This window comes from Pseudarthrobacter sp. PH31-O2 (genome assembly GCF_030063265.1).
GTDB lineage: Bacteria > Actinomycetota > Actinomycetes > Actinomycetales > Micrococcaceae > Arthrobacter.
In genome coordinates, this window is sequence record NZ_JASIST010000003.1 from 94,085 (window position 1) to 111,827 (window position 17,743).

General features: G+C 66.7%; 17 protein-coding genes. 2 read left to right on the top strand and 15 right to left on the bottom strand.

Annotation, left to right across the window (positions count from 1 at the left end; translation table 11 throughout):
• Positions 1–42: 42 nt before the first annotated feature.
• The 5 genes from QMG72_RS06375 to lysS form a co-directional block, all read right to left on the bottom strand.
• A complete protein-coding gene (locus QMG72_RS06375; RefSeq protein ID WP_283480059.1) occupies positions 43–2,178 on the bottom strand; it encodes a S9 family peptidase in 2,136 nt (711 codons plus the stop codon).
• 256 nt (positions 2,179–2,434) lie between these two features.
• Entirely contained in the window at positions 2,435–4,927 is a 2,493-nt protein-coding gene (locus QMG72_RS06380; protein WP_226773846.1) for an ATP-dependent Clp protease ATP-binding subunit, read from the bottom strand.
• 350 nt (positions 4,928–5,277) lie between these two features.
• Positions 5,278–5,604 carry a histone-like nucleoid-structuring protein Lsr2 gene (locus QMG72_RS06385; protein ID WP_226773845.1) on the bottom strand — a complete coding sequence of 109 codons (327 nt, stop codon included), beginning with the start codon at positions 5,602–5,604 and terminating at the stop codon, positions 5,278–5,280.
• A 136-nt stretch (positions 5,605–5,740) separates the two neighbouring features.
• Positions 5,741–5,929 (bottom strand): hypothetical protein, encoded by a 189-nt coding sequence (locus QMG72_RS06390; RefSeq protein WP_226773844.1) that lies wholly within the window; start codon positions 5,927–5,929, stop codon positions 5,741–5,743.
• Between the two features lie 2 nt (positions 5,930–5,931).
• On the bottom strand, positions 5,932–7,464 hold the full coding sequence (gene lysS, locus QMG72_RS06395; protein ID WP_283480060.1) for a lysine--tRNA ligase: 1,533 nt from the start codon (positions 7,462–7,464) through the stop codon (positions 5,932–5,934).
• A gap of 185 nt (positions 7,465–7,649) precedes the next feature.
• On the opposite strand from lysS, the gene QMG72_RS06400 reads away from it, so the two are divergent.
• Entirely contained in the window at positions 7,650–8,324 is a 675-nt protein-coding gene (locus tag QMG72_RS06400; protein WP_283480061.1) for a thymidine kinase, read from the top strand.
• A 25-nt stretch (positions 8,325–8,349) separates the two neighbouring features.
• Positions 8,350–9,183, top strand: coding sequence for an alpha/beta fold hydrolase (locus tag QMG72_RS06405; protein ID WP_226773841.1), 834 nt, complete (start codon positions 8,350–8,352; stop codon positions 9,181–9,183).
• A 34-nt stretch (positions 9,184–9,217) separates the two neighbouring features.
• On the opposite strand, the gene QMG72_RS06410 is transcribed toward QMG72_RS06405, so the two are convergent.
• From QMG72_RS06410 to folE, 10 genes are all read right to left on the bottom strand, one after another.
• The gene (locus QMG72_RS06410) at positions 9,218–10,690 is read right to left on the bottom strand and encodes a DHA2 family efflux MFS transporter permease subunit (RefSeq protein WP_226773840.1); all 1,473 of its coding nucleotides are present in this window, start codon (positions 10,688–10,690) and stop codon (positions 9,218–9,220) included.
• 151 nt (positions 10,691–10,841) lie between these two features.
• Entirely contained in the window at positions 10,842–11,741 is a 900-nt protein-coding gene (gene panC / locus QMG72_RS06415; RefSeq protein ID WP_226773839.1) for a pantoate--beta-alanine ligase, read from the bottom strand.
• A gap of 1 nt (position 11,742) precedes the next feature.
• On the bottom strand, positions 11,743–12,663 hold the full coding sequence (locus tag QMG72_RS06420) for a Rossmann-like and DUF2520 domain-containing protein (protein WP_226773838.1): 921 nt from the start codon (positions 12,661–12,663) through the stop codon (positions 11,743–11,745).
• Positions 12,656–14,218 carry a PH domain-containing protein gene (locus QMG72_RS06425; protein ID WP_396021231.1) on the bottom strand — a complete coding sequence of 521 codons (1,563 nt, stop codon included), beginning with the start codon at positions 14,216–14,218 and terminating at the stop codon, positions 12,656–12,658. The genes QMG72_RS06420 and QMG72_RS06425 overlap by 8 nt, the downstream gene beginning before the upstream one ends.
• A gap of 10 nt (positions 14,219–14,228) precedes the next feature.
• On the bottom strand, positions 14,229–14,741 hold the full coding sequence (locus tag QMG72_RS06430; protein WP_226773837.1) for a PH domain-containing protein: 513 nt from the start codon (positions 14,739–14,741) through the stop codon (positions 14,229–14,231).
• On the bottom strand, positions 14,722–15,243 hold the full coding sequence (locus QMG72_RS06435; protein ID WP_226773899.1) for a DUF3180 domain-containing protein: 522 nt from the start codon (positions 15,241–15,243) through the stop codon (positions 14,722–14,724). The genes QMG72_RS06430 and QMG72_RS06435 overlap by 20 nt, the downstream gene beginning before the upstream one ends.
• Positions 15,243–15,770: a 2-amino-4-hydroxy-6-hydroxymethyldihydropteridine diphosphokinase gene (folK, locus tag QMG72_RS06440; RefSeq protein ID WP_283480063.1), complete on the bottom strand. Its 528-nt coding sequence runs from the start codon at positions 15,768–15,770 to the stop codon at positions 15,243–15,245. The genes QMG72_RS06435 and folK overlap by 1 nt, the downstream gene beginning before the upstream one ends.
• Positions 15,767–16,135: a dihydroneopterin aldolase gene (folB, locus tag QMG72_RS06445; RefSeq protein WP_226773835.1), complete on the bottom strand. Its 369-nt coding sequence runs from the start codon at positions 16,133–16,135 to the stop codon at positions 15,767–15,769. Before folB ends, folK begins: the two co-directional genes overlap by 4 nt.
• Before the next feature lie 14 nt (positions 16,136–16,149).
• Positions 16,150–17,091, bottom strand: coding sequence for a dihydropteroate synthase (gene folP / locus QMG72_RS06450; protein WP_226773834.1), 942 nt, complete (start codon positions 17,089–17,091; stop codon positions 16,150–16,152).
• 11 nt (positions 17,092–17,102) lie between these two features.
• Positions 17,103–17,699 (bottom strand): GTP cyclohydrolase I FolE, encoded by a 597-nt coding sequence (folE, locus tag QMG72_RS06455; protein WP_226773898.1) that lies wholly within the window; start codon positions 17,697–17,699, stop codon positions 17,103–17,105.
• Positions 17,700–17,743: the final 44 nt, after the last annotated feature.

Sequence of the window (17,743 nt, forward strand, 5' to 3'; positions counted from 1 at the left end):
CGCCGCCGTGCGGCCTCCGGGCCGGACGCCGCACGGCTGGAGCTAGAGGCCAAGCTCGGCCGGGACCGGCACGTCCTGCTCCAGCAGGTGCCTGGCCAGGAAGTGTTCGACGACGCCGTACCAGACCTTGGTGTGCTGCGGCTGCAGGATCCAGTGGTTCTCGTCCGGGAAGTAAAGGAAACGGTGGTCAGTCGCGCCGTTCCCGTCGGCTGCGAGTTGGGACTTGGCGAGCAGCTCGTACCAGAGGCGCAGTCCTTCGCCGACGGGGACCCGGTAGTCCTTATCGCCGTGGATGACCAGCATCGGTGTGCTGATGTCCTCCACATGCAGGTGCGGGGAATTGGCCAGGGCCATTTCGGCTGTCATTTCCTTGAGCCAGTAGGGCGCGGAGTCCGTGGTGGGGCCGAACTGGTCCAGCGCCCAGAGGCCTGCGTGCGTGACGATCGCCTTGAACCGGCTGGTGTGGCCGGCCACCCAGTTCGCCATGTAGCCACCGAACGAACCGCCCATGGCAGCCGTGCGGGTCTCGTCGATGTCCGGCCGCTGCACAACGGCGTCAGTGATGGCCATCAGGTCGGTGTACGGGGCTTTGCCCCATTCACCCCAGCCGCGCTGGATGTGGTACTGGCCGTAACCGGTCGAGAGGGCCGGGTCCGGGAGCAGCACGGCGTAACCCCGGGCAACGAGCAGCCAGGGGTTCCAGCGCCAGGTCCAGGCATTCCATGAACCGAGCGGGCCGCCATGGATCCACAACAGCAACGGTGCCGGGCTTCCGGCGCCGGCGTCTTCCGGGAGCGCCAGGTACGCCGGCACCCGGGTTCCGTCTCCCCCCGTCGTCTCCACACGTTCCAGCGAGCCATGGCGACGCGGGCGTTCCGCGGGGGCGGGGAGCCGGCTGACGGCTCCGTTGGCAAGGTCGATTTGAACCGCTTCCGGAGGATACTCGTAGGAGCTGCGGAGTGCATAGGCGCTGCGGCCGTCCGGATGAACCACAACATCGGTATACGCCGCGGAGTCGGCCGTCAGCCGGGTGACCCGGCCGGCTCCCCCGTCCCCGGTGATGCCGATGCGGAAAACCGGCGAGGCGCCGTCCTCATCGGCGGTGACGAGCAGGGCCGATCCGTCCGGCAGCCAGGCGGCGGAGACCGGCCAGCGGTCCCAGCCGTGCGCGAGCGGCACCGGCTCGGCATGGCCTGCATCCCGGGCCGATCCGCCGCCGACGTCGAGCAGGTGCAGTTTCAGCTGCGGCGCCGCTTCCGGCGTGGTGTCACTCTCGCTGCGCACCACAAGCGTCAGGTTGTCGGGACTGACCGGCCCGGGGAAGTAACTCATTCCCTCGGTGTCCAGCAGAACCTTACGGGTGCCGGTGGCGACGTCGACCGCGATGAGAACTGACCGGGAGTCCGCGCGGGCCAGCACCTTGGTGAAGCTGCTGTAAATCGTTGTGCCGTCGGGGCTGATGACGGTATCCGCGTCCCGCAGGGCGGCACCGGCGTCGGGCGTCAAGTTGCGGAGCTTAAGCGGCGCCGCGGCGTCAACAGTTGACGGCTTGGCCTGTTCCTGCTCCTCGCCCGGTTCGAGGGGCTCGACGGCAAAGAGCCTCGGCTCGGCGGGCCCCAGGTCGGCGTCCCAGTAACGGACGGGGTATCCGCTGTGCAGGATGGCCGCTACCTTTTTGTCCTTACGTGCCGTGCGGAGTTCGGCATCGCCTCCTTCGTCCGTGGCACCGGGCAGCACGGCGGCGTTGAGGATGAGCGCACCGGTCCCCTGCGCCGCCAGGAGGGTACCAATACCACCGGCCCGGGTGTGCGCAACGCGGGCTTCGCCACCGCCCGCGGGCAGCATCCAGAGCGCATTTACCGGGTCCGCCTCCGGGGATTCCGGGTCTGGACGCGCGGAGCTGAAGTACAGGTCCCCGCCGGCGAACACGGCCCCGGTTTCGCCCTTGGCGCTGCGGGTGATCCGACGGGCCTGCTTCTGCCCGGCCGGATCCAGCTCCCACAAGGCGGTGCCGTATTCGGTGCCCTTGGCATTCAGCGTGGCCACCGTGGTCACCAGCCGTCCGCCGTCCGGGCTCAGCACCAGGCCGCTGACCCTGGGGATGGCGAGGTAGTGGTCAAGGTTATGGAAAGGTGTTTCGGGCTGCTCGCCCTGCGTTGCCGGATCGGTGGAAGCCATGCACCGATTCAACACCCGCTATGGCATGGATCACACCAAGTTCACTAAGAGTGAAACGGTACTTTCAGATACCACCACGGTGCTCAGTGCGGTGACCACCTGCGGAGGCGAAGGCGCAGGCGCCATTGTGTAGCTTGCGCCGACGCGAGGGACGGGCGAGCAAGCTGCACCCGCCGCGGTGCCGAGCAAGGGGCGAGGCTGCAAACGCAAAGGCCCCGCCTCCCTGGTTAGGAAGACGGGGCCGTTGGGCCAATGCTTAGACGCTCGGAGCGATCTCCGGGATCAGCGGCTTCGTGTTGCCGGCGAAGGTGAATTTGGCGTCGTCGCCTTCGCCTTCCACATCCACCATCACGATGTCGCCAGCGTGGATTTCGCCGAAGAGGATCTTCTCGGAGAGCTGGTCCTCGATCTCGCGCTGGATGGTCCGGCGCAGCGGCCGGGCACCCATGGCGGGGTCGTAGCCGCGGGTTGCGAGCAGGATCTTGGCCGCGGGCGTGAGCTCGATGCCCATGTCCTTGTCCTTGAGGCGCTTCTCCAACCGGCCGACGAACATGTCCACGATCTCGATGATCTCGTCCTGGGTCAGCTGCGGGAATACCACAACGTCGTCAACACGGTTCAGGAACTCGGGGCGGAAGTGCTGCTTGAGCTCCTCGGTCACGCGGGCCCGCATCCGGTTGTACCCGGTCTGCGTGTCCGTGCCCGACTGGAAGCCGGTGGCAACACTCTTGGAGATGTCCCGGGTGCCGAGGTTGGTGGTCATGATGATCACGGTGTTCTTGAAGTCCACCACCCGGCCCTGGGAGTCGGTCAGGCGGCCGTCCTCCAGGATCTGCAGCAGCGAGTTGAAGAGGTCGGCGTGCGCCTTCTCAACTTCGTCGAACAGCACCACGGAGAACGGACGACGGCGGACCTTCTCGGTCAGCTGTCCGCCTTCCTCGTAGCCGACGTAGCCCGGAGGGGCTCCGAAGAGACGCGACACCGTGTGCTTCTCCGAGTACTCGGACATGTCCAGGGTGATCAGGGCGTCTTCCTCACCGAAGAGGAATTCGGCCAGTGCCTTGGCTAGCTCGGTCTTGCCGACGCCGGTGGGGCCGGCGAAGATGAACGAACCACCCGGACGCTTCGGGTCTTTCAGGCCTGCACGGGTGCGGCGGATCGCCTGGGAAAGGGACTTGATGGCCTCGTCCTGGCCGACGACGCGCTTGTGCAGCTCGTCTTCCATCTTCAGCAGCCGCGAGGACTCTTCCTCGGTCAGCTTGAAGACCGGGATGCCGGTGGAGTTCGCCAGCACCTCGGCGATGAGATCCTCATCCACCTCGGAGATGTCATCCATGCCGCCGGTTTTCCATTGGCGTTCCTTCTCGGCCCGCTCAACAATGAGTTTCTGCTCCTTGTCGCGCAGCGCGGCAGCACCTTCGAAGTCCTGCGCGTCAATAGCGGATTCCTTCTCCAGCTTCATGGCCGCAATCTTCTCGTCCATGACCTTGAGCTCCGGCGGGGCCGTCATCCGGCGGATACGCAGCCGCGCGCCGGCCTCATCGATCAGGTCGATCGCCTTGTCCGGCAGGAAGCGGTCCGAGATGTAGCGCTCGGAAAGGCTCGCGGCCGAGGCAAGGGCGCCGTCGGTGATGGTGACGCGGTGGTGCGCCTCATACCGGTCGCGGAGGCCCTTGAGGATCTCGATCGCGTGCGCGACAGAGGGTTCCTTGACCTGGATCGGCTGGAACCGGCGCTCCAGCGCTGCGTCCTTCTCGATGTGCTTGCGGTACTCGTCCAGCGTGGTGGCACCGATGGTCTGGAGCTCGCCGCGGGCCAGCATGGGCTTCAGGATCGAGGCCGCATCGATGGCGCCTTCAGCAGCACCCGCGCCCACGAGGGTGTGGATTTCATCGATGAACAAGATAATGTCCCCGCGGGTGCGGATTTCCTTAAGGACCTTCTTGAGACGCTCCTCGAAGTCACCGCGGTAGCGTGAACCGGCCACGAGGGAACCAAGGTCCAGCGTGTACAGCTGCTTGTCCTTGATGGTCTCCGGAACGTCGCCACGGACAATGGCCTGGGCGAGGCCTTCGACGACGGCAGTCTTGCCGACGCCGGGCTCGCCGATCAGCACCGGGTTGTTCTTGGTGCGGCGGGAGAGGACCTGCATCACGCGTTCCATTTCGGATTCGCGCCCGATAACCGGGTCCAGCTTGTTCTCACGTGCAGCCTGGGTCAGGTTGCGGCCGAACTGGTCCAGCACAACGGAGCCGGCCGGGGTGCCTTCGGCCTGGCCGGGGCCAACACCGGCACCGGTGGTCTCCTTCCCCTGGTAGCCCGAGAGCAGCTGGATGACCTGCTGGCGGACGCGGTTGAGGTCCGCACCGAGCTTGACCAGCACCTGGGCGGCAACGCCTTCACCCTCACGGATGAGGCCGAGCAGGATGTGCTCCGTGCCGATGTAGTTGTGGCCCAGCTGCAGCGCTTCGCGAAGCGAGAGCTCCAGGACCTTCTTGGCGCGGGGGGTAAAGGGGATATGTCCGGACGGGGCTTGCTGGCCCTGGCCGATGATCTCCTGTACCTGCTCGCGAACGCCGTCGAGCGAGATGCTCAAGGACTCAAGGGCTTTGGCCGCAACACCTTCACCTTCATGGATCAGACCCAAGAGGATGTGTTCGGTACCAATGTAATTGTGGTTCAGCATGCGTGCCTCTTCTTGGGCAAGCACAACTACGCGACGGGCACGGTCCGTAAATCGCTCAAACATTTCGCCACACTCCTAGAAACGACGTACTTTGATGCTACGTGGCCGGGTTCAAATTTTGGGGCTTGTTCGCCACAGGGGAAACCGGGACGCCGCTGCGGTGCCAGCTGCCCGCCCAAACACGGACTGCCGGCCCCGGCGGCGCCCCTGCCCCGCTGCGTCTTCCGGAACGCAGCACGCGGCCAGCCCCCGGTTCGGACCTGCGCCTTTGGCCGGCAACCGGGCGGGAACGCGCCGGCCCGGTCAGCGCGGGCGGACATAACGATGCCCCTGCCGTCAGCGGGGGCATCGTTATGGGTATTGGCATTACGCCAAACCGCTTCATCAAACGGCGGAAGGTTCCCGGCCAAGGGCTAGGAATTCGCCTTTTGATAGGCTTCCTGAATTTCAGCCTGAATACGGCCGCGGCTGTTTACCGCATAGCCGTTATCGCGGGCCCACTGCCGAATCTGGGCAGAGTCCTGGTTCCGGCCGGATGAAATTTTGGTGCGCGTGGCGCGGCCGCTCGACGTCTTGCGCGCGTGGCCGGCAAACCGCTCAACTGCGGAGCGCAGTTCTGATGCATTTTCCGATGACAGGTCGATTTCGTAGCTGACGCCGTCAAGGCCAAACCGGACGGTCTCGTCCGCGGAGCCCCCATCCAGATCATCAACAAGGATGATTTTTACTTTCTGTGCCATTAAAGACTCTCTTTCCAAAAGGATGAGTATCAAGGAAATCCGGATGAAACTTCTTAGAAGTATCCTCCGCTTTACGGCAACGAGTCAAAGCGAAAAAAGGTTTCCAAAGGAAAACCCAAGGCGGAATAGCCTGCTATTAGTTCGGATCGTTGGAATGGCCCTCGCGCCGGCGCGTAGCGGCGTCGGGGGTATTTCCATCGGCTTCCGCCTGGGCACGCGCCTCGGCCTGGCGCTCGGATTTATCGGCATTAAAGATCGACTTCATGGCGAACCAGAAAATCAACCCAACGACCACGGAAGGAAGCAATACGGCGACATAGTCCATGGTCAGTGTCCCTCGGGCTTCAGCAGCGGGAAGAGTATGGTCTCGCGGATGCCCGCGCCGGTGAAGAGCATCACCAGCCGGTCGATGCCCAGCCCGATCCCGCCCATCGGCGGGGCGCCGTACTCCAGCGCGCGGAGGAAGTCCTCGTCCAGCTGCATGGCCTCTACGTCGCCGGCGGCGGAGCGGCGGGACTGCTCGGTAAGCCGTTCGCGCTGGATCACCGGATCAATGAGCTCGGAGAATGCCGTACCGCGCTCCATGCCGCCGATGATGAGGTCCCACGCTTCAATCAGCCGGTCATCCGTCCGGTGCTGCCGCGCCAGCGGCTGGGCGGAAGGCGGGTAGTCGTACACGAAAGTGGGATTAAGCAGCGTCGGCTCAACGAGTTCGCCGAACAGCTCCACCACAAGCTTTTCCGCATCCCAGGCCGCGTCGACCTTGACCTCGTGCCTGGCGGCCAGCGCCAGCAACTCCGACGCAGGGGTCTCGGGGGTAATCTCCTGGCCAACGGTTTCGGAAAGGCCCGGGTAGACGGCCATCCAGGCCCAGTCGCCGTCGAGGTTGATTTCGCCAGCCTCGGACCGCAGGACCCGGCCCACGCCCGCAGCGTCCGCGGCGTCGAGGATTAGTTCCTTGATCCGGTCCGCCATCACGAACTGGTCCGCCCAGGCCTCGTAGCTTTCCAGGGTGGTGAATTCCGGGCTGTGGGTAGAGTCCACACCCTCGTTGCGGAAGACGCGGCCCATGTCATAGACGCGGTCGATCCCGCCCACAACCGTGCGCTTGAGGTAGAGCTCGGTGGCGATCCGCAGGGTCATCTTCTGGTCAAACGCATTCATGTGCGTCTCGAACGGGCGGGCCGTCGCGCCGCCGTGGACCAGCTGCAGCATCGGCGTTTCCACCTCGACGTAACCCTGGCGATGCAGGGTCTCGCGGATGGAACGCGTGATCGCGGCCCGGGTATAGACCATTTCGCGGGCCTCGTCGCGGACAATAAGGTCCACATAGCGCTGGCGGACGCGGGTTTCCTCGTTGAGCTCGGCGTGCAGCACCGGCAACGGGCGCAGCGCCTTGGACGCCATGGACCAGGACCCGGCCATCACGGAGAGCTCGCCGCGCCGCGAGGAGATCACCTCGCCCTGGATGAACACGTGGTCGCCGAGGTCAACGAGGGCCTTCCAGCCGGCGAGCGCGTCCTCACCGATGTTGGCCAGGCTCAGCATGACTTGCAACCGGACCGCTTTGCCGTCAGCACCACCCTCCTGGAGCGTGGCGAAGCAGAGCTTGCCGGTGTTGCGGATAAAAACGATGCGGCCGGTCACCCCAACGACGTCGCCGGTGGTTTCGTCGGCCTGCAGGTGGGCGTACTTCTCCCGGACTTCCGCCAGCGCATGGGTGCGATCCACGCCCACCGGATACGCCTCTACGCCGCGCTCGATCAGCTTGGCGCGTTTCTCCATCCGGACGCGAGTCTGCTCGCTTGCGTCGTGGGAGTCGGCGGCGGGCTGCGGGGCGGAGGTGTTTTGGGAAGTCACAATCCCCAAGTTTACCGGGGATTCTGCCCGCACAGGTCCCGCCCGGCCATGGCCGCTTGCGGATCATTCTCCCGGCGGTGGCAAGTCCGGCCAACAGCCCCCACGGCGGTAGCGGGCCTCCCGCTGCTGGGCCGTTGCAGGGCGCGCCTTTACAATCGGTGGGCGACCCTTTCGAAAGGACCCCCTTGGCCAAGCTCTACTTCCGCTACGGCGCGATGAACTCCGGCAAGTCAACGGGGCTGCTTCAGGCCGCCTTCAACTACGAGGAACGCGGCCAGCGGGTGCTGCTGGCGAAGCCGGGTGTGGACACCAAGGGCGACTCCGACGTTGTGTCCCGGCTGGGCATGACCCGTTCGGTGGATTTCCAGATCCCGGCCGGGGGGTCCGCGCGGGCGCTGTTCACCGCCCGCGCCCATGGCGATGACCCCGACGCCCTGCTTAAGCACGTCGACACGCAGCCGGTCGCGTGCCTGCTGGTGGATGAGGCCCAATTCCTCGAACCGGACCAGGTGGACGACCTCTTCCGGATCGCCGTCCTGGATAACGTTCCCGTGCTGGCCTACGGCATCCGCACCGACTTTCGCACCCGGGCGTTCCCGGGATCGCTGCGCCTGCTGGAGATCGCACATACCCTCGAGGAACTCAAAACCATCTGCCGCTGCGGCCGCAAGGCCATCTTTAATACCCGCCGGGTGGGAGATGCGGTGGTCTTCGACGGCGAACAGGTAGCGATCGACGGCCAGGACGTCTGGTACGAATCGCTGTGCGGCTCCTGCTACCTTGAGGCCTCCGGCGGGCGGCTCGGCACCCAAACCACCGTTGGTTCCCCGGCCGCCCCGCGGGAACCTACTACGCCGTAGCTACAGCCTCGGCTAGGCTCGAAGCATGACCCGCGAGAACATCAGGACCCCTGACGGTGGAACGATCGAGCTTTTCAGTACGGGCGCCGAGCTGGCCTCGGCGGGTTCCGGCGTCGTTGTTGTTCCGGCCTCCATGGTGACGGCCGCCGACTACACCCGCTTTGCGCAAAAACTCAGTACGTCCCTGGGCCGCCCGGTGCACACCTTTAACCGGCGCGGGCGGGGTTCCTCCTCACCGCAGCCGGAGGACTACACCCTCGACGTTGACATCCGCGACCTGGATGTGGTTATGAAGCACACGTCCAGTACCGACGTTTTTGGGCACAGCTTCGGCGGCGCGGTGGCGTTGCACGCGGCCCGCACCCTGCCGGTGGAGCGGCTCGCGGTCTACGATCCCGCCGTCTCCGTAAACCACAGCGTCACCGCTGACTGGACTACCGAATACGAGAAGGCGACCGAAGCAGGTGACGACGACCGCGCCTTGGCCGTCCTGCTCCGGGGCCTGGAGACCGGCAGCGCCCTGTCCAGGATGCCGCTGTCCATGCTGACCTTGGCCAACAAGCTGGCCGCCGGCACCCCGCTCGGCAAGCAGATGCGCGAGCTGATGAAGACCGGCGTCCGGGAAATCAAGGCCATCATCGCCGCCGACATGCCGGCCGAACCCTTCCTGGAACTGCCCCTGGAGACACTGATAGTTGTTGGCGAAAAAAGCCCGGCATACTTCGGCGTGGCCTGCGCCCAGATCCACGAGGTCCTCTCCGGGTCCAGCTACACCATTCTTCCGGGCATGGGGCACGACGGCGTGAACAAGGCACCGGACAAGCTCATCTCCGAACTCAGCGCCTTTTTCGCCAGCTAGCTGTATACAGCCGGCTGGCGAACAACATGCCGCGTTAGCCGGCGGCGGGGTGTTCCACCGCTGCCGTCTTGCGCATCATGGCGGCCAGCACAACGGCGGCAACGGCGATGGCCGAGGCCGTGAGGAACGCCGCGTGCATTCCCGCGACAACGCCCGAGCCGGCTGACACCACAGCGTAGATCGAAACGAGCAACGCCGTTCCGGCGGCACCCGCCACCTGCTGCAAGGTGTTCATGATGGCCGAACCATGCGAGTAAAGGTGCGGCGGCAACGGGTTCAGCCCGGTGGTGAAGGCCGGGGTGAAGATCAGCGCCAGGCCCAGGCTGAGGCCCACGTGCAGGGTGATGATCCAACCGACCGGAGTGCCAGCATCCAGCAAGGAGAACTGGAACAGGGCCACCACCAGCATGATGGAACCGGTCACGGTCAGCGGCAGCGGTCCCACCTGGTCGAAAGTCCGCCCAATGAACGGGCCCAGCAGGCCCATCGCGAGCCCGCCGGGGAGCAGCGAGAGCCCCGTCTCCAGTGACGACAGGCCGCGAACCTCCTGCAGGTACAACGGCAGAAGGATCACGGCGCCGAACAGGGCGATCATGGCAACCACGAGGAGCAGCACGGAGACGGTGAACATCCGCAGGCGAAAGGCACGCAGGTCCAGCAGCGGCGCCCCGGCCTTCTGCAGCCGCAACTGCCGGAACACAAACGCCGTGAGGGCAAGGATGCCCACGGCCAGCGCGATAACGGCAGGCGCGCCAGGACCGCCCTGGCCGCCGCCGATCTGGCTCAGTCCGTAGACGAGGCCACCGAAAGCCGGAACGGTCAGCAGCACCGACGCCGCGTCAAGCCTGGTCTTTTTATTCTCGCCAATGTTGGTCAGGTACTTGGCGCCGATGGCGAAGGCGGCCAGCGCGATCGGCAGGACAAAAACGAACATAAAGCGCCAGGAGAAGTGCTCAAGGATCAGTCCGGACACCGTGGGGCCCATGGCCGGTGCCACCGAGATGGCGATGCTCACATTGCCCATCACAAAGCCGCGGCGGGCCACCGGAACCAGGGTGAGGATGGTGGTCATCAGCAGCGGCACCATAATGGCTGTACCGCCGGCCTGGACGATCCGGGCAAGCAGGAGGATTTCGAATCCCGGGGCCAGCGCCGCGAGCAGCGTGCCGCCGGAGAACAGCCCCATCGCCAGCATAAACACCGCGCGGGTGGAGAGCCGTTGCAGGATAAAACCCGTCGTGGGAATCACTACGGCCATGGTGAGCATAAAGCCAGTGGACAGCCACTGCACGGTGGGTGCCGTGATCCCAAGATCCACCATCAGCCGCTGGAGCGCGACGTTCATGATGGTTTCGTTAAGGATCACCACAAAGGTAGCCACCAGCAGGGTGGCGATGACTGTGACCGATTCCCGGGACATCTTTGCCGGCGGCGCGGCGGCGGCGGCGACCGCAACGCGGGCCGGCGCGGGATCGCCGTGCGGCTTGGAAGTGACGTCGGAGCGCATGGTGTTCCCTCGGGGAGTTTTTGACGGGGGTGCTGCTGCGGCTTGTGGCCGCTGCCTTAGTTGCCAACCCGCGATCCGCCCCGGTAATTCCCGGCCGTGGGGTTAACTCCTGGGACCGGTCATACAACGCAGGGGGGCGGCGGGGTGCGGGTCAGGAGTTCAGCGGAACATTGTCGATCAGCCGGACCGGGCCGGCTGTGGCCGCGATGATCGCCAAGGCCTCGCCGCGGAACGGGGTGTCCCGGCAGTTTTCGGCCAGCGGTTCGAGTGTGAGCGGATCCACCACTTCGAAGTAGTCCAGTTCGACAAGCGGCTGGGACTCCACCAGCGCCCTTGCGGACTCAAGGTCCAGCGGCTGGTTGGCGTTGGCCCGGTCCTCGATCAGCCGCAGGGCCCGCGAGAGCACCAGGGCCGCCTCGCGTTCCGCAGCAGAGAGGAAACGGTTGCGGCTCGAGAGCGCCAACCCGTCCGCCGAGCGCACAATCGGCACCGCTACGATCTGCACCGGGAAGTTCAAGTCCGCCACCATGCGCTGGACCAGGGCCAGTTGCTGGGCATCTTTTTGACCAAAGTACGCCCGGTACGCCGGCAGCTCCATTCCGCCGGAGGCACCCGGCAGTCCGAAGTGCAGCAGCTTGGCCACAACCGTCAGGGCGCCGTCGAAGTGCCCCGGGCGGGAGGCGCCCTCCCACTTGCCGGCTATTGGCCCGGCGCTGATCCTTACCAGCGGTTCCCCGCCGGGATAGACCTCCTGCACCTCCGGAGCGAAGACCAGGTCCACGCCGACGGCATTCAGGAGCGCCAGGTCCGCGTCCAGGGTGCGGGGGTACCGCTCAAGGTCCACGGCTTCGCCGAACTGCAGCGGGTTCACGAAAATACTCACCACCGCCACGTCGTTTTGTTCGACGGCGGTGCGCGCCAGCTCGGCATGGCCCTCATGCAGTGCACCCATGGTGGGCACCAGGCCCTGTGAGGAGCCGCCTTTCGCGCGGAGCAGGCGGGCGCTCTCGGCCCGGAGCTGCGCAGCCGTAGTCACGAGTTGAATCGCCAAATTATGGACCTTCCGTAGGGTTTTCGTCATCGCCGCCGGAACCTTCAAGTGCGTGTGCGATGCCGCCGAGTTGCTCCGGCTTCAGCAGTCCCCGGCGTCCTGCCCGGCGGGCCGTCGCCCGGGCCATGGCCAGGTACGCCTCCAGAATATCTCCGCCCGCGCCGCCGTCGTGCTCCCGCAAGGACTCGGCGTGTGCCGCCACGGTGCCCACATCACCGCGGACCACCGGCCCGGTCAGTGCCGATTCGCCTGAGGCGAGCGCGTTCTCCAGGGTTGCCCGCAGCAGTGGCCCCAGCATTCGTTCGGGGGCCTCGACGCCGACCTCCCGGAGCAGTTGCGAGGACTGTGCCACCAAGGTGACGAGGTGGTTTGAGCCGTGCGCCAGGGCAGCGTGGTAGAGCGTGCGGTCCGCCTCGGCGATGGCAACGGGCTCCGCGCCCATCTCCACTACAAGGGCCTGAGCAATGGGCAGCATGGCAGCATCCGCGGTAACACCGAAGGTGCAGTCCAGCAGCCGGGTCAGGTCCAGGCTCATGCCGGTGAAGGTCATGGCAGGGTGCAATGCCAACGGGATGGCGCCAACGGCGCGGACAGGATGCAGGATCCCGACGCCGAACCGGCCGGAGGTGTGTGCCACGAGCTGCCCGGGCTGCCAGGCGCCGAGCTTCGCCAGGCCTTCCACAAGCGGGCCCAGGGCATCGTCGGGGACGGCCAGGAGCACCAGTTCGGCGCGTTCGACGATGTCCCGCACTTCCAGGACGGGGACACCGGGAAGCAGGGCTTCGGCGCGTTCGCGGCTGGCGTCGGAGACCGCCGAGACTCCGATGACGGCGTGCTCGGCGCCGCGCAGAGCCGCCCCGAGGACAGCGCCAACTTTGCCGGCGCCGATGATTCCGATGCCGAGACGTCCTGGTTTAGCCATGCTTCCGGTCTTCCTGCCTGTTGGGTTCTTCGGTGTGGGGGCGTTCAGCGGCGGGCGGGCGGACCTGCTCCAGCCAGTGCTCGCTGGTCTGACGCCGGCGGGCGGCCCGGGCCCGTGCCGCCTGGGCGTCGAGGAGGGCACGCGCCTCGTCCAGGCCGGCCTGGATCAGCCGCGGCGAGACGGGTCCGGCGGTGGTATGCAGGACCAGGTCCGCCACCCGGAAGCGCCTGGCCAGGGGGCCCTGCTCAAGCGCCATCGATTGGGTGCGCTGGTGCGGAACGATAACAAGGTGCCGCCACCAGCGGCCCGAACGGATCAGCAGGGCCGTGTCGGTGGCGGCGAAACCGTTGCGCCGCCAGCCCAGGGGGGCCAGCAGCCGGGCGCGCCGCGGGGTGGTGACAAAGCCGCCGTCGTCGGTGCCGGGAGCCGGCCCGGCCGCGGCCGGGCCGGAGCGGCCGTTGGCTCCGGCGGTGAATATGCCCGCCGGGTCCGGGGTGCCCGGGTCGGGAAGGACCAGGGAGAGGATGGTGAGCACCTCCGGAAAGGTCCCCACCGGCAGGAGCGTGCTCCGTGAAGAGCCCTCGCCGTTGTCCGCCGCGGCGCCGTAACCGGCGACGTTGACGTGGATCCGGTACCAGCCGAAGAAGCGCCAGAGCGGCGGCTGGCTGACCCGCAGTGCCTGGATCCGGCCCGGCGGAAGGGTCTGGGCCTGCGTATCCAGCAGGCCGTAGCGCAACCGGATCCCGTCCGGGGAAATGGCTGCGGTGAAGTTGTAGCCGCGGGTGACGGAGTTCCAGTACGCTGCCGCCATGCCCAGCGCGGCCGGAATCAGGAAGAGGTAGAAGCTGCGGTTCTCCGTGAGCGCCGAGAGCACCACGGACCCCGCGCCGCCGGCCAGCACAAAGACGGTCTGCTCGCTCAGGATCAGGGACCCCACCAGGCGCCCCGGCGGGACCGTGAGTACGGCGTGTTCCGGCGCTTCGGCGGCCACGGCCTCCGGGCCGGCAAGGTCAGCGGGGTTTCGCGCCGGGGCGGAGGCACTGGCCAGGATAGTGGCCCGCAGCTGCCGCGCCTCGTCCACGCGCAGGAAAGCCAGGCGCACCGCCGACTCGCCGGCGTCGGCCACGTCGAACTTTAGCTCGGCCAGCCCGAACAACCTGGCCAGCAACGGCTGCACAATATCGATTGCCTGGACCCGGTCCAGGCGCGCCTGCCGCTGCTGTTTGAAGAGGAATCCCGTGTTGAGCCGGACGTAGCCTTCGGCCACCTGATAGCGGGTGAAGTACCAGCTCAGGACGTATCCGAGCACGGTCAGAAGCACCAGCACGCCGCCGCCGAGCAGCAGCCACGGAGCCCGGCCGGTGAACCTGTCATCGATCAGGGGTCCGCCCTGGAGCAGCCGTTCGAAGGTGTCCCGGAAAAAGAAGAACCCGATGGCGGCCAGCGCCACCCAGCCCCGCACGAACGGCGACGCCGGGTGCACACGCAGCCACCGGGGCCCGGGCGTTTCGGTATCGGCGCCGGCGGACGTTCCCGCGGGCACACCGGATTTCACCGCGATACCGTCACAGCCCGGCCAGCCGGGCTTCACCGCGCGCGGAAAGCTGCTCGCGCAGCCGGGCGCCCTCGGCGGCGGGCAGCCCCGGGATCTCCGCGCGGGTACCCGGGGAGGCGGTGTGGAGTTTCAGCGTGCACAGTCCCAGCCCGCGTTCCAACGGTCCGGCGCCGATGTCCACGTATTGCATCCGGCCGTAAGGAACCACGAGGGTGCGCTGGAAGAAGATGCCGCGGCGGATGAGCAGGTCATCGTCACGCTCGGCGTAGCCGATGGCCTGGACCTGGCGGGGAATGAGCAGGAACCTGCACAGGGCCAGGACCAGGACCACGGCCGGGACGGCGATGGCAAGCCAGAGCGGGAAGGACGGCCACCAGCCATTGCGGATGAGAACGAGGGGGAGGCACAGCAGAGCGACAACAAGTAGGTTCGCCGCGGCCCAGCCGGCGCGCCGCACGGTCACATATTTCGGGGAGACCCGTAACCAGGTGATGCCCGGCGGGTCAATCGCCTCGGTAGGCATATTCGCCTTCCGCCGTCGGCTTGCGCTTTTCCCGGACGCCCGGGGCTGATCCGCCGTCGCCGTCCTCGGGCGGTATCCGGCAGAACCGTTCCACGACCAGGCCAACGACGATCATCGCCAGGCCGCCGCCGGCCATGGCCACGGCCTGCCACGCGAGCGTCTGGTCGCTGCGGAGGTTCCAAAGGCGCAGCTGGTCAATGAAGATCCCTGCGTGCCAGCCCAGCAGGACGCTGCCGGTATACGCGCAGGCCTGCGCGAGGACGAGGGTCCACGCCGCCAGGATGGGATTAAGCATTCTCTTTTTGTTGCCGTTGCGCCAGCGCAGCACCCGGACGCCCAGCACGATGGTGAGCACCACGATCACGGCCATCGTGATGAGCCCGGTGAGCGGCAGGACGGGGGTGTTCAGGCTGTAACGGGTCGTCAGCAGGGCGGCCAGCCAGCCCAGGACCCCTACGGCCACGCCGATGAGGGACAGCACCAGGGGGCTGGTCAGCTTCATCATTCGCTTGCTCCGGCCGCGGGGTGGAGGGTGTCGAAGCCGTCGAAGGGAATGAGGTCGGGGAAATCGGGGGCTTTGGCCGCTAGCTCGCCGACGCGTTGGCCGTCCAACTCGGCGGCAGGGTCGATAAGCGACCACGGGAAGAGTACAAAGGCCCGCTGGACGGCACGCGGGTGCGGAAGGGTGAGCTCCGGGTCGGAACTGGCCAGCTCCCCGTACGTGATGATGTCCACGTCGAGGGTGCGGGGGCCCCAGCGCACGTCGCGGACCCGGAGGTGCTTTTGTTCCACAGCGTGGCAGTGCCGCAGCAGCTCACCGGGTGTCAATGTGGTCTCCACCGTCATCACCATATTGAGGAAATCCGGCTGGTCCGGCGGACCGCCGACTGCTTTGGTCTGGACGATCGGCGAAATGGCCAGGAGGCGGACCTCCGGCGGGTCGACGATGTCCGCGACGGCTGCCGAAAGGGTGTCGCTGCGCGCCCCCAGGTTGCTGCCGAGCGCAAGCACAGCCCGCGTGTAGCTCATTGTTGGTCCTGCCGGCTCCGGCGCACGCTGACGGAGACATCACCGAATGCGACCTCGATGGGCGCCTCGGGTTTGTGCACAGTGATTTCCACTGCTGCCACGGGGAACTTCTGCAGCACGTCCTCGGCGATCCGGACGGCGAGTGCCTCGATCAGGTTCAGCGGCTCCCCCGCGATCCAGGTCCGGATGCACTCCGCCACTTCACCGTAGTGCGCCGTGTCCAGCACGTCGTCGGAACGTGCCGCGCGGCTGAAATCCAGGTGCAGCACGGCATCGACGACGAACGGCTGGCCGTCGCGCCGCTCGAAATCAAACACTCCGTGGTGGCCGACGGCGGTGACGCCGCTCAGCGTGATCTGGTCCATGGTGGCTTTCCGGTTCAGTTATCGCCGGCGGCGGGTACTGCGCGGCCATCTGCCGGGCTCATCCCGGCGGCGACCTTGACAGCATCGAGGCTGGGCCCGACGTCGTGCACGCGGACAGCCCAGGCGCCGCGGGAGGCGCTGATGGCGGTGACCGCAGCGGTGGCCGCGTCGCGTTCGGCCGGCGGGGCGGACTTGCCGGCGACGGACAGGAGGCTGCCCAGGAAGCGTTTGCGGGAGGCGGCGACAAGGACCTTATGACCCATGGCCTGCAGCACGTCGAGGTTCTGCAGCAGCTCCCAGTTCTGCGCGTCGGTCTTGGAGAAGCCCAGGCCCGGATCAACGATGATCTGCTCCGGGCTGACACCTGCGGCGTAGAGCTTGTCCCGGACGCCCGCCAGTTCCGCGGCGACGTCCGCAGCCACGTTTCCGTAGTCCGTCAGCGTGTCCATTGTGCCCGCTGTGCCCCGGCGGTGTGTGAGGACGTAGGGAGCCTTGCTGCGTGCCACGAGTTCGGCCATTTCGGGTTCAATGCTCAGGCCGGAGACGTCGTTGATGATGACGGCGCCTGCCTGCAGCGCCGCGGCAGCGGTGGCGGCGTGGGTGGTATCGATGCTGACCAGCGCCCCGGCCTTCGCCAGGGCGGCGATGACTGGAAGCACCCGCCGCTGCTCCTCGTCGGGCTCCACTTCGGTGGCTCCCGGGCGGGTGGACTCGCCGCCGACATCGATGATGTCCGCGCCGGCGTAGAACATCCGCAGCCCGGCGGCGATGGCGGTGTCGGCGGTGGCGTGCTGGCCGCCGTCGCTGAAGGAGTCCGGGGTGACATTCAGGATGGCCATCAGCAGTGTCCGGTCAGTGGGCAGGGCTTCGAATGTTGCCGCGCGGCGTGCCTTGCGCACTACTGGCAGGGGCGACGTCGCCGGTCCGGTTCCGGGGGCTGCAGCTAGGGAGTCCATTGTCTGTGGTGTTACCTTCCGATAATGAGGCTCATGGCTTCGGCGCGGGTGGCCGGGTCATGGAGTTGCCCGCGTACCGCACTGGTGACGGTCCTGGCACCGGGCTTGCGGATGCCGCGCATGGACATGCAGAGGTGTTCGCATTCGACGACGACGATTGCGCCGCGCGGCTTGAGGTGGGTGACGAGGGCCTCGACGATCTGGGTGGTGAGGCGTTCCTGGACCTGGGGGCGGCGGGCGAACATGTCCACCAGCCGCGCCAATTTGCTCAGCCCGGTCACCTTCCCGTCGTGGGAGGGGATGTAGCCCACATGGGCCACCCCGTGGAACGGCACCAGATGGTGCTCGCAGGTGGAGTAGAACGGGATGTCCTTGACCAGGACCAGTTCCTCGTGGTCCAGGTCGAAGGTTGTGGCGAGAATCTCTGCCGGGTCATGGTGAAGTCCGGCGAAAATCTCGGTGTACGCCTTGGCGACCCGTTTCGGCGTGTCAATGAGGCCGCTGCGGTCCGGGTCCTCGCCGATGGCCAACAGGATTTCGCGGACGGCCGCCTCAATCCGGGCTTGGTCCACAACGGCGGGGACAGCGGCTGAGGCTCCCGCCACCAAAGAGCCGGTGGCGGGAGCGTCGTCGTCATTGAAGAAAGAAGTCA

Excerpts from the sequence above, each read along its gene's own strand:
- folP (WP_226773834.1), bottom strand. The coding sequence starts at position 17,091 with ATGGACTCCCTAGCTGCAGCCCCCGGAACCGGACCGGCGACGTCGCCC.
- folK (WP_283480063.1), bottom strand. The coding sequence starts at position 15,770 with ATGAGCTACACGCGGGCTGTGCTTGCGCTCGGCAGCAACCTGGGGGCG.
- QMG72_RS06410 (WP_226773840.1), bottom strand. The coding sequence starts at position 10,690 with ATGCGCTCCGACGTCACTTCCAAGCCGCACGGCGATCCCGCGCCGGCC.
- QMG72_RS06430 (WP_226773837.1), bottom strand. The coding sequence starts at position 14,741 with ATGCCTACCGAGGCGATTGACCCGCCGGGCATCACCTGGTTACGGGTC.
- QMG72_RS06385 (WP_226773845.1), bottom strand. The coding sequence starts at position 5,604 with ATGGCACAGAAAGTAAAAATCATCCTTGTTGATGATCTGGATGGGGGC.
- QMG72_RS06435 (WP_226773899.1), bottom strand. The coding sequence starts at position 15,243 with ATGAAGCTGACCAGCCCCCTGGTGCTGTCCCTCATCGGCGTGGCCGTA.
- QMG72_RS06420 (WP_226773838.1), bottom strand. The coding sequence starts at position 12,663 with ATGGCTAAACCAGGACGTCTCGGCATCGGAATCATCGGCGCCGGCAAA.
- QMG72_RS06405 (WP_226773841.1), top strand. The coding sequence starts at position 8,350 with ATGACCCGCGAGAACATCAGGACCCCTGACGGTGGAACGATCGAGCTT.
- QMG72_RS06390 (WP_226773844.1), bottom strand. The coding sequence starts at position 5,929 with ATGGACTATGTCGCCGTATTGCTTCCTTCCGTGGTCGTTGGGTTGATT.
- QMG72_RS06380 (WP_226773846.1), bottom strand. The coding sequence starts at position 4,927 with ATGTTTGAGCGATTTACGGACCGTGCCCGTCGCGTAGTTGTGCTTGCC.
- QMG72_RS06375 (WP_283480059.1), bottom strand. The coding sequence starts at position 2,178 with ATGGCTTCCACCGATCCGGCAACGCAGGGCGAGCAGCCCGAAACACCT.
- folB (WP_226773835.1), bottom strand. The coding sequence starts at position 16,135 with ATGGACCAGATCACGCTGAGCGGCGTCACCGCCGTCGGCCACCACGGA.